Annotated in this window: 13 protein-coding genes; 4 read left to right on the forward strand and 9 right to left on the reverse strand. The window is 66.1% G+C overall.

Going from position 1 to position 13,303, the window contains the following annotated elements; all coding sequences use genetic code 11:
• The first annotated feature begins 16 nt into the window (after positions 1 to 16).
• The 4 genes from atpG to glmU all read left to right on the forward strand — a co-directional run bounded on the left by atpG (position 17) and on the right by glmU (position 4,197).
• Positions 17 to 883 (forward strand): F0F1 ATP synthase subunit gamma, encoded by an 867-nt coding sequence (atpG, locus tag VI26_RS12185; protein WP_048410022.1) that lies wholly within the window; start codon positions 17 to 19, stop codon positions 881 to 883.
• A 41-nt stretch (positions 884 to 924) separates the two neighbouring features.
• Positions 925 to 2,322, forward strand: a complete 1,398-nt coding sequence (gene atpD / locus VI26_RS12190) for a F0F1 ATP synthase subunit beta (protein WP_048410023.1) — start codon at positions 925 to 927, stop codon at positions 2,320 to 2,322.
• Positions 2,323 to 2,333: 11 nt separating this feature from the next.
• Positions 2,334 to 2,756: a F0F1 ATP synthase subunit epsilon gene (locus tag VI26_RS12195; RefSeq protein WP_019103740.1), complete on the forward strand. Its 423-nt coding sequence runs from the start codon at positions 2,334 to 2,336 to the stop codon at positions 2,754 to 2,756.
• 76 nt (positions 2,757 to 2,832) lie between these two features.
• Positions 2,833 to 4,197, forward strand: a complete 1,365-nt coding sequence (gene glmU / locus VI26_RS12200) for a bifunctional UDP-N-acetylglucosamine diphosphorylase/glucosamine-1-phosphate N-acetyltransferase GlmU (RefSeq protein ID WP_048410024.1) — start codon at positions 2,833 to 2,835, stop codon at positions 4,195 to 4,197.
• A 10-nt stretch (positions 4,198 to 4,207) separates the two neighbouring features.
• On the opposite strand, the gene VI26_RS12205 is transcribed toward glmU, so the two are convergent.
• From VI26_RS12205 to eutH, 9 genes are read right to left on the reverse strand one after another with little or no spacing between them, the layout of a single operon-like run.
• The gene (locus VI26_RS12205) at positions 4,208 to 5,260 is read right to left on the reverse strand and encodes a helix-turn-helix domain-containing protein (protein ID WP_082151032.1); all 1,053 of its coding nucleotides are present in this window, start codon (positions 5,258 to 5,260) and stop codon (positions 4,208 to 4,210) included.
• Between the two features lie 32 nt (positions 5,261 to 5,292).
• The gene (locus VI26_RS12210; RefSeq protein ID WP_048410026.1) at positions 5,293 to 5,841 is read right to left on the reverse strand and encodes a BMC domain-containing protein; all 549 of its coding nucleotides are present in this window, start codon (positions 5,839 to 5,841) and stop codon (positions 5,293 to 5,295) included.
• Positions 5,820 to 7,175, reverse strand: a complete 1,356-nt coding sequence (locus VI26_RS12215) for a 4Fe-4S dicluster domain-containing protein (protein WP_048410027.1) — start codon at positions 7,173 to 7,175, stop codon at positions 5,820 to 5,822. Before VI26_RS12215 ends, VI26_RS12210 begins: the two co-directional genes overlap by 22 nt.
• Positions 7,172 to 7,660, reverse strand: coding sequence for a BMC domain-containing protein (locus tag VI26_RS12220; RefSeq protein ID WP_048410028.1), 489 nt, complete (start codon positions 7,658 to 7,660; stop codon positions 7,172 to 7,174). The genes VI26_RS12215 and VI26_RS12220 overlap by 4 nt, the downstream gene beginning before the upstream one ends.
• 13 nt (positions 7,661 to 7,673) lie before the next feature.
• Positions 7,674 to 8,333 (reverse strand): ethanolamine utilization microcompartment protein EutL, encoded by a 660-nt coding sequence (gene eutL / locus VI26_RS12225; RefSeq protein WP_048410029.1) that lies wholly within the window; start codon positions 8,331 to 8,333, stop codon positions 7,674 to 7,676.
• 11 nt (positions 8,334 to 8,344) lie between these two features.
• Positions 8,345 to 9,217 carry an ethanolamine ammonia-lyase subunit EutC gene (gene eutC / locus VI26_RS12230; RefSeq protein ID WP_048410030.1) on the reverse strand — a complete coding sequence of 291 codons (873 nt, stop codon included), beginning with the start codon at positions 9,215 to 9,217 and terminating at the stop codon, positions 8,345 to 8,347.
• A gap of 16 nt (positions 9,218 to 9,233) precedes the next feature.
• Positions 9,234 to 10,589 (reverse strand): ethanolamine ammonia-lyase subunit EutB, encoded by a 1,356-nt coding sequence (locus VI26_RS12235; protein WP_048410031.1) that lies wholly within the window; start codon positions 10,587 to 10,589, stop codon positions 9,234 to 9,236.
• Positions 10,590 to 10,591: 2 nt separating this feature from the next.
• A complete protein-coding gene (locus VI26_RS12240) occupies positions 10,592 to 12,025 on the reverse strand; it encodes an ethanolamine ammonia-lyase reactivating factor EutA (protein ID WP_048410032.1) in 1,434 nt (477 codons plus the stop codon).
• Between the two features lie 8 nt (positions 12,026 to 12,033).
• Complete coding sequence (gene eutH, locus VI26_RS12245) at positions 12,034 to 13,278, reverse strand: ethanolamine utilization protein EutH (RefSeq protein WP_048410033.1); 1,245 nt, start codon at positions 13,276 to 13,278, stop codon at positions 12,034 to 12,036.
• Between the last annotated feature and the right edge of the window lie 25 nt (positions 13,279 to 13,303).

Consider the following 13,303-nt stretch of genomic DNA (forward strand, 5'->3'; position numbering starts at 1 on the left):
TAGGAAAGGTTCAGGAATGGCAGTCGGCAAAGAGATTCTCACCAAGATCCGAAGCGTGCAAAACACGCAGAAGATCACTCGCGCAATGCAAATGGTGGCGACCTCCAAGATGCGCAAAACGCAAGAGCGTATGCGCGCTGCCCGTCCTTACGCCGAGAAGGTGCGCACAGTCATGGCGCACCTTGCTCAGGCGAACACGGATCTTGAGCACCCGCTGTTGCAAAGCCGCGACGTAGTCAAACGCGCCGGCATCATCCTGATGACCTCCGACAAGGGCCTGTGCGGCGGCTTGAACGTGAATACGCTCAAGCGCTTCTTCGCCCAAGTCAAGGATCTGCAGGACCAGGGCATCGAAGTGGATGTCTGCTGCCTGGGCCAAAAAGGCCTGGCCGCATGCCAGCGCGCGCGCCTCAACGTTGTGGCCAGCGCAACCCAGCTCGGCGATGTGCCGAAGATGGAAAAACTGATTGGCCCGCTTACGGTGCTGTTCAAGCAGTACGCCGAAGGCGAACTGGACGCGCTCTACATCGTTTACTCCCGTTTCATCAACACGATGAAGCAGGAGCCGGCGACTGAACAGCTGCTGCCGCTGACCTCGGAACACATGGTGGTGGAGCACTCGCACTCGTGGGATTACCTGTACGAGCCGAGCGCGCTTGCCGTGATGGAGTTCCTGGTCAAACGCTATATCGAGTCGGTAGTGTTCGAGGCGATGGCCGAGAACATGGCCTCCGAGCAAGCTGCCCGCATGGTGGCGATGAAATCCGCCACGGACAACGCCGGTAACACGATCAAGCAACTGCGACTTGTGTACAACAAGGCGCGTCAGGCGGCGATCACTACCGAATTGTCTGAAATCGTGGCAGGCGCCGCAGCGGTGTAAGCCGTCGCAGACTGAAAAAGTTTAATGTTTAGGAACCGATAATGAGCCAAGGTAAAATCGTACAAATCATTGGCGCGGTGATCGACGTGGAGTTTCCGCGCGACGCCATGCCAAAGGTTTATGATGCCCTGAAGCTGGTTGATGCCGACCTGACGCTCGAAGTCCAGCAGCAGCTGGGCGACGGCGTAGCGCGCACCATCGCCATGGGCAGCTCTGACGGCCTGAAGCGTGGCATGAGCGTAATCAACACCGGCGCACCGATCTCGGTGCCGGTGGGCAGCGCCACCCTGGGCCGCATCATGGATGTCTTGGGCAACCCGGTGGACGAAGCCGGCGCGGTAGCGACCGATGTTCGCCGCGCCATCCATCAGCCCGCTCCGAAGTTCGACGAACTGTCCCCCGCCACCGACCTGCTGGAAACCGGCATCAAGGTGATCGACCTGCTGTGCCCGTTCGCCAAAGGCGGCAAAGTGGGCCTGTTCGGCGGCGCCGGCGTGGGCAAGACCGTGAACATGATGGAACTGATCAACAACATCGCCAAGGCACACTCCGGTTTGTCCGTGTTTGCCGGCGTTGGTGAGCGCACTCGTGAAGGCAACGACTTCTATCACGAGATGAAGGACTCCAACGTACTGGACAAAGTGGCGATGGTGTACGGCCAGATGAACGAGCCGCCGGGCAACCGTCTGCGCGTGGCGCTGACCGGTCTGACCATGGCCGAGCACTTCCGCGACGAGAAGGACGAAAGCGGCAAGGGCCGCGACGTGCTGTTCTTCGTGGACAACATCTACCGCTACACTCTGGCCGGTACCGAAGTGTCCGCTCTGCTGGGCCGTATGCCGTCCGCCGTGGGCTATCAGCCGACGCTGGCGGAAGAAATGGGCCGTCTGCAAGAGCGCATTACCTCGACCCGCGATGGCTCGATCACCTCCATCCAGGCCGTATACGTGCCTGCGGATGACTTGACCGACCCGTCCCCGGCGACCACCTTCGCCCACTTGGACGCCACCGTGGTTCTGTCGCGCGACATCGCTTCGCTGGGTATCTACCCGGCGGTGGATCCGCTTGACTCCACCTCGCGTCAGCTGGATCCGCTGGTGGTAGGCGACGAGCACTACACGGTAGCCCGTGGCGTGCAGTCCACGCTGCAGCGTTACAAGGAACTGCGCGACATCATCGCGATTCTGGGTATGGACGAACTGTCCGAGGAAGATAAACTGGTCGTGGCTCGCGCCCGTAAGATCCAGCGCTTCCTGTCCCAGCCGTTCCACGTGGCTGAAGTATTTACCGGCTCGCCGGGCAAATACGTGCCGCTGCGCGAAACCATCAAGGGTTTCAAGGCCATTCTCGCTGGCGAGTACGACCATCTGCCGGAACAAGCGTTCTACATGGTGGGTTCGATCGAAGAAGCTGCCGAGAAAGCCAAGACCCTTAACTAAGGAGAGGGCTGATGTCCAAGATGCGTGTGGAAGTGGTCAGCACCGAGCAAATGATCTTCTCCGGCGAAGCTGAGTTCGTGGTTGCGCCGGCTACCGAAGGCGAGATCGGTGTGTATCCCCAACACGTGCCGCTCCTGACCCGTATCAAGCCCGGCGTGCTGCGTCTGAAAGTGCCGGGCAGCAGCGAAGAAGTTCTGGTGGCAGTGTCTGGCGGCATGATGGAAGTGCAGCCCAGCCTGATCACCGTGCTGGCCGATACGGCGATTCGCGGCGAGGATCTCGACGAGGCCCGCGCCAATGAGGCAAAACGCGCTGCGGAGGATTCCCTCAAGCGCGCCACCGACGACCTCTCCACCGCGAAGGCGCACGCTGCTCTGGCAGTGGCCATCGCGGAGTTGAAGGCGCTGGATTTCCTCAAGAAGCGCGCCCACTGATAAGAGATGTAATCGTGTATAGTAGGCTGCCACGCAAGTGGCAGCCTTTTTCCGTTTTTCGAGTCGTGAAAAAACCATGGATAGTCTCAGCATCGTCATTCTCGCTGCCGGCAAGGGCAAGCGCATGTACTCCTCCAAACCCAAGGTATTGCACCCCATAGGCGGCGAGCCGATGCTGGCGCGGGTGATCCGCACCGCGCGCGCGCTGAAGCCGGCGCGGCTGATCGTGGTGTACGGCCACGGCGGCGAGCAAGTGCGGGCCGCTATCCCGGACGCGGACCTGATCTGGGCGGAACAGGCCGAGCAACTGGGCACCGGCCACGCGCTGAAGATGGCCTTGCCGCACCTGCCGCGGGACGGCAAGACCATGGTGCTGTACGGCGATGTGCCGCTGACCAAGGCGGACACGCTGCATCGCTTGTCCGACGCCGCCGGCGCGGGCATGGCGGTGCTGACCGACGTGCTGGATGACGCCAGCGGTTACGGCCGCATGGTGCGCGGCGCGGACGGCAAGCTCCAGGCCATCGTCGAGCACAAGGACTGCACGCCGGAGCAACTGGCGATCCGTGAAATCAACACCGGCATGATGGCCTTGCCCAATGCGCGGCTGTCCGGCTGGCTCGCCGCGCTCAATAACGGCAACGCCCAGGGCGAATACTATCTGACCGATGTGCTGGCCCTGGCGGTGGCGGACGGCGTGAGCGTGGACAGCGCCAGCGTGGACGCCAGCTGGGAAGCGGCCGGCGTCAACAACAAGGTGCAGCTGGCCGAACTGGAGCGCATCTTGCAGCGCAACCAGGCGCAAGCCTTGCTGGAGGCCGGCGTCACGCTGGCGGACCCGGCGCGCATCGATATCCGCGGCGAACTCAGCCACGGCATGGACGTGAGCATAGACGTGGGCTGCGTGTTCGAAGGCGCGGTGGAACTGGGCGGTCAGGTGGAAATCGGCGCGCATTGCGTGTTGAAGAACGTCAAAGTGGCCGCCGGCACCAAGATCGCGCCGTTCTCGCATCTGGAAGACGCGGTGGTGGGCGAGGCGTGCCGGATTGGGCCTTACGCGCGGCTGCGTCCCGGCGCGCAACTGGCCGGCCATGTGCATATCGGCAACTTCGTCGAAGTGAAGAAGAGCACGATAGGCGAGGGCTCCAAGGTCAACCACCTGAGCTATATCGGCGACGCCGAGATCGGTGGCAAGGTGAATGTGGGCGCCGGCTCGGTGACTTGCAACTACGATGGCGTCAACAAATTCAAGACCGTGATCGGCGACCATGTCTTCGTTGGCTCCGGCACCCTGATGGTGGCGCCGGTGACGCTGGAATCCTACAGCACCATAGGCGCCGGCTCGGTGATCAGCCGGACCGCGCCGGCCGGCGAACTGACGGTGGCGCGCGCGCGCCAGGTCACGGTGCCGGGCTGGAAGCGGCCGCAGAAAAAGAGCTGAGCCGCGCGGCTCAGTCCGCGCCGCCGGCACGCCGCAGCAGGGTGGCGGACGGCCTTTCTCCAAATAAGCGCTTGTAGTCGGTGGCGAACTGGCTCATATGCCAGAAACCCCAGGCCGCTGCGATGTCTTGCACGGTGTGATAGCGGGAGTCCGGGCAGAGCAGTTCGCGCTGCACCGCGTTCAGGCGCATGCTTTTGAGGTAGGCCAACGGACACAGTCCCAGCGTGTTTTGAAAGATATTCTGCAAGGTACGCCGGCTGAGGTTGAGGTGCCGGCATAGGTCGGCCACCACCAGCGCTTCGTCCGGCTGGCTCATCACAAAATCGCGCGCCTTGCGCACCAGGCGCCAGTGGCTGCGCAGGCTGCGTTGCTGCGCGGGCACCGGCAAGGCGCTGGCCAGCAACTCGGTCAGGCCGTCCAGCAATTCGTGGCGCATGAAGCGGTAGGCGGTGATGTCGGCCGGCCCGAGCCGGCTGCGTTCTGCCTCGATCAACAGCTGGTGCTGGCGCAGGATGAAGTCGCGCTTACGCTCCGGGTCCAGCTGCAGCAGCGGCCGGTCTTGCAGCGATAAAGGCAGCCCGCCGTCCAGGGTCAGCCTGGCGTATTCATCCAGTTCCGCTTGCGGCACCACCAGTCCCATGATGCGGAAATTGTCCGGCGTCGTCAGTTCGAAGTCCTCGCCGCCAGTGCTGATGGCGATGGCGCCATTGCCCATCTGCCCGCCGTCGCGGGCCGCGCCGGGCTGGTCGGGGCAGGGCAGTCCGAACCAGTAGGCGTTCGGCCAGACCACGCAGGACTGGCGCAGCGCACGGCTGGTGAACTCCTCGAAGCATTGCAGCTGATCCAGCCACAACTCCTTCACATGGCCGAAAAAAAGGCCTGGCAACAACTGATCGTAGAGTTGTTGCCAGGCCGTGATCGCGCATGCTTGTTCAAAGCTATTGCTGGTTTCGCGGTGCTTGACGCCGACCTCGGCGCCCAGCGGCGCCAGTGGCTCCCGGGGCGGAGGGCTGGCCGTGCGCAACTGGTGCAAGGGGCCGGATCCTGGAGTGGGGCCTGACATGGTGTTTCCCTTTCGTATGCGGGCGATGCCGCTTACAGCAAGCTGGCCAATAGCGCCGGAGCGGGGCGGGGGATGACGGTTTGCTGCACCAGCAATCCTTTCTCGCCGGCGCTGTGCGCGGCGACCTCGATGGCGCTGGCCACGGCGGCCACATCGCCGCTGAGGACGAAATAACATTTGCCGCCGATGCCGAAGGCCAGATGAATGCGGATCAACGTCACCTCCGCCGCCTTGGCGGCCAGGTCCGCCGCCTCGATGCAGGCGGCGACGCTATAGCTTTCCACCACCCCCACCGCCGCGGCTTGCTCCAGTCGGGTCACGCCGCTGATGGCGGGCAGCACGTCCGGGTGCAGTCTGGCGATGGCGACATGGTCGACCAGCAGGTGACCGGCGGCTTGTCGGCCCTGCGCCGCGGCCTGCTCGACCGAGGCGGCGTCGCCGCCCACCAGCACGATGAATTTGCCGGGGCAGATGCTCTTGGCCGTCAGCAGCTCCACATTGGCGGATTTGAGCATCGCATCGGCGGTTTCGATGCCCTTGGCGATGCTGCTCAGTTCTATCAGGGCGATGGCGTGATGCATGTGGGCTCCGAGCTTTGAATGACGATGGTTTCAGCGTCCAGCGCGACGACGACGCCGTCCACGCTGGCATGCAGGGCCGCGCCCAGCGCGCCCCGGGGCATGGAGGCGATCAACTGGCCTTCGCGTACCCGCTCTCCGGCCACGACACAGGGCTGCGCGGCCGCGCCGATGTGCTGGCGCAGCGGCAGCACCACCTTCTCGGGACGGTACGCCAGGGCCTGGAACGGCGCTTTGTGGTTGAGCAAGTCAAGGTCGAGGCGGGTGATCAGGCGGGATACCGGCACCAGACGATGGCGAGCCATCGGATCGGCAGCCCTCAGTGCGCCCTGGTAGCGCAGTCCCTGGGCGCGCAACTCGGCCTTGAGCAGGAGGTTGACGCGCAGCGGCGAGATATCCACCGGACAGGCGTAGGCTTCGCAGACACCGCATTCCGAGCAGGTCAGCGCCGCCAGCACGGTGTCCGGGCTGGGGCCGGCGTGGCGGTAGTTGACCGCGCGCACGATCAGATGCGGTGGCAATTCATGGCCGATCAGATGGCGCGGGCACAGCTCGGTGCACAGGCAGCACTGCTCGCACACCGTGCGCGCCATCGCCAGTTGCGCCGCGTCGCCGCGCTGGCGGCGGCGGATCAGCAGATGGTCGCGCGGCAGCGCCAGCAGGCCACCGGTAGTCTTGGTCACCGGTGAATCCAGCGAGGGCAGCAGCCTGCCCATCATCGGGCCGCCGTCGATGTAGGCGACATCTTCGCGGCTGGGGCCGCCGGCCAGCGCCAGCGCCTCGCGCAAGGGCGTGCCCAGCGGCAGGGTCAGCGTCAGCGGTTGCTTAACCAGGCCGTTGACGGTCAGGGTGCGGCGTGTGACCGGCCGTTCCTGATCCACCGCCGCCGCCACATTGAGCAGGGTCTGCACATTGCTGACCACCACGCCCACGTCCAGCGGCAAGCCGGCCGGTGGCACGCGTCGTCCAGTGGCGAGCCAGATGGTGATCACTTCGTCGCCCGCCGGGTAGATATCCTCCAGAATGTGCAGGCGCACGTCGGCGGGCAGCAGCGGCGTCAGCGCGGCGATGGCCTCGCGGTACTTGGCCTTGAGAGCGATCACGCCCTGGGTCGCGCCGGTGGCCTTCATGCCGTGGCGCAGGCCGCGCAGCAGCGCCGCCGCCTCGCGCGCCGCCAGTTGCTGGTCCACCTTGAGCAGAGGCTCGCATTCGGCGCCGTTGACGAGATAAGTGTCGGCACGGGCCGCCAATTTGACCGCGACGGGAAACCCCGCGCCGCCGGCGCCGACGACGCCGGCGGCGGCCACCCGCTGGCGGATCTGATCGGCGCTGATCATGGCTTGCCTCCGGCGCGGAAATAGCGGCCGCGACGGCGCAGTAGCGTGCCGGCGCGGCATTGCGCCTGCAGCCAGCCGCGATTCAGGCCGACGAAGGGGAAGGCGGTTTGCAGGTCGACCAGGCTCATGCCGCCAGGCTCCGCGGCGATGCGGGCCAGCACCGCCGCCTCGTCCAGGGCGGCGGCCGGCGCGGCCACGGAGTCCGGCGGCCGCAGCATCGCGTCCACCAGTATTTCGGTGTCCGGATCGGGCCGGCCTATCTCGCAGCGGCTAACCACTTCGCCCAAGCGCCGCGCCGCGGCGACGCCGGCGTCCAGCGCCGCGCGGCAGGCGGCGAGGTCGCCCTCCACCACCAGCGAGATCATGCCGGGATCGGTGCGCCACTGCCGCAACAGGCGCACGTTCGCGGACTTGAGCATGGCATCCGCCGCCTCGATGGCGGTGGCCAGCCCTCTGACTTCCAGCAAGCCCAAGGCATTGATCATCTGCGGCCTCCGCTTACATCAGGGTGATAGGCTGGCGGCCCACGTCCAGCACCGCCTGGGTGAAGGCCTGGCAGGCGGCGCTGCAGGCGGCCTGGCTGCCGGTGAGGAAGGCGCCGGAGTAGTTGGTTTCCGACGGCGGCGGCACATAGCTGGCCAATTGCACGTCGGCGGCCTTGAGCGCGGCGTCGATGCCGAAGGTGGCTTCCAGCGGCGGCGCGATCAGATAGGCCAGCGGCTCGCCCAGCCGCACGCCGGTTTGCGCGGACAGATAGGAGCCGCTGCGCGAGACCACGTGAGCGAGAAAGGCGCAGTCCTCTGCCTCGTTGGCCCAGCGGAAGGCGGGGCCGTCCGCGATGGTGGCCATCATCGAATCCAGTCCGGCGCGCACCTCGGCCGGCGAGCCGCCGCCGAGGATGATCAGCACTTCGCCGGCGGTGGGCGAGGAGCTGTGCGCCGCGCCGGCGTACAGCGAGCGGCCGAACACCACTTCCACCTGTGCCTGCTTGGTGGCCTCGTCGGCGGCAATGTAGGCGACATCGTCCGAATCGGCGGTGAGCAGGCCCAGGCTGTTGATGTGGGCGGGCAGCTTGAGCGCGGCCTTGAGGTCGGCTTGGGCCGAGGCGATCAGGCGCACTGCCTTCACGCTGGGTTTGATCAGGTCCAGAACTGCCATGACGGTCTCCTTTAACGGTTCAACGCCATGCCGGAAGCCTTCTTCTCCAGCATGCGTTTGGCGAGGTCCACGATGACGGCGGCGGCTTCCACCGGCGGCGTGCCGCCGCGGTGGATGTTGGAGAGGCAGGTGCGGTCCGCCTCCACCGTGGCGGCGTTGGGGGCGTACACCATGTAGCAGGACAGGCTTTCCGATTGGCCGAGGCCAGGGCGTTCTCCCACCAGCAGGATCACCACCTGCGCGCCCAGCGTTTCGCCCACCTGGTCTTCCACCTTGACCCGGCCGTAGCGGACAAAGAAGGGCGTGCCGACGTCGAGGCCGGCGCTTTCCAGCCCCTTGAGCAGCGGGGGCAGGATTTCGTCGAAGTTGGCGGTGACGGCGTCGGTGGACAGGCCGTCGGACACCACTACCTGCACCTGCGGCCGTTGCTTGCAGCGAGTTTTCAACAGCTGCAGCGAGGCTTGGTTCAGGCGGCGGCCCATGTCGGGGCGGGTCAGATACTGGTCTTTGTTGTCGATCTCGCTTTGCAACTCCAGCAGGCCTTTTTCCTCCACCCATTGCTGCGGCACCTCCTTGAGCACGGTGTCCTTGGAGCGCGAGTGGTCGGCCAGGAAGCGCAGCAGCGCGGTGGTGCGCGGACGCGGGCCGGCGCGGCCGGTGCAGACACGGGCGGCGGTGTTGGCGCGGAATTCGGCCAGCACTTCGGCGCGCTGGGGCGCGGCCACGCCCATCCATAGCCGAAAGTCCTCGCCGCCCAGGTCGGGCAGGGCTTCCTCGGCGCTGACCGGGGTCGCTTTGGCGGCGTCGGGGGCGGCGGCCGGCGCGGGCTGCGCCAGTTGGGTCATCACCGCGCGTACGATTTCGTCGATTTGCTGCTTGTCCATGGTTATGGGCTCCAAGTCAGAAGAAGAAGGAGGCATCGCCAGCGCGGCGCGTCAGCCGGCCGTTTTCCATCAGCCCCATGGTCTCCAGCCAGGCTTCGAATTCCGGCGCCGGGCGCAGGCCCAGCAACTGGCGGATGGTGGCGGTGTCGTGGAAGGCCGTGGTTTGGTAATTCAGCATGATGTCGTCGCCCAGCGGCATGGCGATGATGAAGTTGCAGCCCGCCGTGGCCAGCAGGATGGCCAGGTTCTCGTTGGAGTTCTGGTTGGCGTCGGCATGGTTGGTGTAGCAGCAGTCGCAGCCCATCGAGATGCCGGAGAGCTTGCCCATGAAGTGGTCTTCCAGGCCGGCGCGGATGATCTGGCGGTCGTTGTACAGATATTCCGGGCCGATGAAGCCGACCACGGTATTGACGATGAAGGGGTCGTAGTGGCGGGCCAGGCCATAGTTGCGCGCCTCCATCGTCACCTGGTCCGCGCCGTTGTGGGCGCCGGCGGACAGCGCCGAGCCCTGGCCGGTTTCAAAGTACAGATAATTGTCGCCGGCGATGCGGTTGTGCTGGCGGCCCACCTCGCGTGCCTCGTCCAGCAGCTCCAGCGTCACGCCGAATTCCTTCAACCCTTTCTCGCTGCCGCAAATGCTCTGGAAGATAAGCCCGCCGGGTGCGCCCTGGCGGATGGCCTCGATCTGGGTGGACATGTGCGCCAGCACACAGCCCTGGGTGGGGATCCGGTATTTGTCGATGGCGTCGTAGATGGTGTCCAGGATGCGGCGCACGTTTTCCACGTTGTCGGTCACCGGGTTGACGCCTATCACCGCGTCGCCCATGCCGAAGGACAGCCCTTCGAACATCTGGGCGGCGATGCTTTTCACGTCGTCGCGGGTATCGTTGGGCTGCAGGCGCGCGCTGAAGCGGCCGGGCAGGCCTATGGTGGTGTTGGCGCGCTTGATCACCGGCATTTTCTTGGCGCCGTAGATCAGGTCGGCGTTGGAGCAGAGCTTGGCCACCGCCGCCACCATTTCCGAGGTCAGTCCCTTGCGCAGGAAGTCCAGCGCCTCGGCGTCGTCGCCCAGCACCGCCTCGCGCAGCTCGCCCACGCTCCAGTTGCGGATGCGGGCGTAGGCGGCCTCGTTGAGGTCGTCCTGGATCACCCGGGTGACGCAGTCCTCCTCGTAGGGAATGACCGGGTTTTCGCGCAGGTCGGCCAGGGTCAGCTCGGACAGGACCTGCTTGGCGGCCACGCGTTCCTGCGCGCTTTGCGCGGCCACGCCGGCCAGCATGTCGCCGGAGCGCGGCTCGTTGGCCTTGGCCAACACCTCCTTGACGTCGCGGAACTGATAGGTCTTGCCGAATAAATGCGTCTTCAGTTTCATGATCAAACCTCTTTGGATGTTGGAAAGGCCAGCGATTTGACGGTGACGGGCACGATGTCGCCGCCGAACAGCGGCGCGCCGATGTCGATGTAGTCGCCGGCGCGGGTGGCCACTTCGTCGATGACCGCCAGCTCGCGGCCGGCCAGCGCCGGTTGCAGCAGCATGCCCAGCGCCTTGCCCAGATCGCTGCGGGACAAGGCCAGCAAGGGGCGTTGTTGCGGAAAACGGCGGGAGAATTCGGCCAGCTCGCCGGCGCAGGCGTCTATCGCCCGGTAGGCGATGGGCAGGTCGGCCGGCAGCGCCAGCGCGTAGAGGTCTTGCGCCGGGTTCAGGTCCAGCCGCCGCACCGCCCGCTCCAGGCTGTCCGTCAGGGCGCCGGGGCTGAAGTCGGCCCAATTGAGATCGGGATGGGCCACCGGGATATTGCGCAGCGGCAGGCTCAGGCCGCGTAGCCAGATGGTGCTGCCGGACAGCGACAGCGTGTACGCGCCGGCGCCTATCACCGTGGCGCGCACGGTTTGCGCGGCGGCGCGCAGCGGCTGGGCGCCAAGGCCGGGATGGGCGGCGATGGCGCGCGCCAGCAGAGGGCCGATGTCGCCGAAGGCGTAGGGCTTGGTCGGCGGGTGGCGGTAGCACTCGCCGACGCCGCCGGACAGCAGCACCGCGTCGAACGGGCGGCCGGCCTGCAGCGCGTCGGTCATCAATAATTGGCGCGCCAGCGCCGAAGGCCGGCCCAGCAGCACCTCCCACAGCAGCTCGGCCATGCGCTCGGCCACGCGCGCGTGCTCGGCCGGGCCCAGCGCGGCGGCGTTGAAGCCGGCGCCGAACAGCTCGGCGCAGATGGCGCGGGCCGGAGCGTGCAGGCGGCGGGTGGCGCCGTCGGCGTCGGCCTCCAGCAGGCGGCCGCCCACGTTCAGGCAGGCGCTGTCCAGCAAGCGGCCGGCTTCGAATACCGCGTAGTTGGCGGTGCCGCCGCCGATGTCGATATTGGCGACACGGCTGGTTTCGCGTTCGGACAGCTCGGCCGCGCCCGAGCCGTAGCCGGCGATGGCCGACTCCAGATGCGGGCCGGCGCTGGCCACCACGAAGTCGCCCAGGGTTTCGGACAGGCGCAGCACCGTGTCGCGGGCGTTGCGCGCCTTGGAGGTTTCTCCAGTGATGATGATGGCCCCGGATTCCACCTCGCCGGGAGCGAGGCCGGCGGCTTGGTATTGCGCGCGGATGAAGGCCATCAGTTCGTCCTCGCGCACGCGGCCGTCCTCATCCAGCGGCGTGAAGGCCACCGGGCTCTGGTAGACGATGTCGCGGCGCGAGAATTCGTAGCGCGGCACTTGCGATACCCCGGCGCGGTTGACCAGCTCCAGCAGCGAGAAGATCACCTGAGTGGTGGTGGTGCCGATGTCGATGCCCACGCTGTGTATCTGGCGGCGGTTCATCGCGGGCCTCAGCCTTGCTGCGCCGACAGCGCGGCGCGGAGGCGGTCGTCGGCCGGCTTGGGTGCCAGCCTCATCGCCAGCAGCACCGCGCTGAAGCCGCCCACCAGCTTGCCGACTATCATCGGGAAAATCATGCTGGAGACATTGGCGGCGGTGAAGCCGAGATGGTCGCCGAAGGTGAAGGCGGCGGACACGGCGAAGGCCACGTTGATCACCTTGCCGCGATCATCCATCTTGCTCATCAGGCCGAACATTGGGATGGAGTTGGCCAGCGTGGCCACCATGCCGGCGGCGGCGCTGTTGTTCATGCCCAGCAGTCCGCCCACCTTCATCAGCGGCCGTTCAAACCAGCGCGTCAGCATGAACACCATCGGATAGGCGCCCAGCAGCACGCAGGCGATGAAGCCTATCACCTCGATGGCGCGCATCGTCGCGCCCGGCGCATCGCCCTTGACCATGAAGATGGGGTCCATGCCCGGCACCAGGCTGAGACCCAGCGTGGCTTGCAGCACCGCCAGCGCCAGGCCGGCGGTGATCAGCACCACCAAGCATTTGGCGAAGATCTGGAAGCCGGAAATCATTTTCTCCGGGCACAGCTTGAGGCCGATGGCCAGCAGCACCGCCACGGCGATCACCGGAATCATATTGATCAGAATCATGCTCAGGCTGAAGTCCACCGGCTGGCCGTCCACGGTGACGCCGCTGACCATGGCCACCGCGCCGCCGGCGATGCAGCCCAGCGGGATGGTGACCATGCCGGCCATCACCCCCAGCGCCAGGAAACGGCGGTCTTCCTTGGCGATGATGCCCAGCGCCACCGGGATGTTGAACACGATGGTGGGCCCCATCATCGCGCCCAGGATCAGGCCGGCGTACAGCCAGGCGGCGGTGTCGCCGCCGGACAGCTGCTTGGCGAGGAAAAAGCCGCCCATATCGTTGGCCAGCAGGGTGGTGGCGAACATCGCCGGGTTGGCGCCCACCGCTTCGTACAGCGGAATCACCACCGGCCCCAGCCAGTGCGCCAGCACCGGCGCCAGCGCGATCACGCCGACCATGGCCAGGCCCAGCGCGCCCATGGCCAGAAAGCCTTCTTCGAACTGGGCGCCGGAGCCCTCGATCTGGCGGCCGACGCGGCTGAGCCCCAGCTTGGCCAGCACGGCTTCCGAACCGCCGAATTGCGCCAGCATTCTGTCCAGCGCCGCGATGACCATGAAGGTCATCATGATCCACATGATGATTTCATTGATACCCATTGCTCTTGCTCCTGTGACGGTGGGC

This window comes from Chromobacterium sp. LK1, assembly GCF_001043555.1.
GTDB lineage: Bacteria > Pseudomonadota > Gammaproteobacteria > Burkholderiales > Chromobacteriaceae > Chromobacterium > Chromobacterium aquaticum.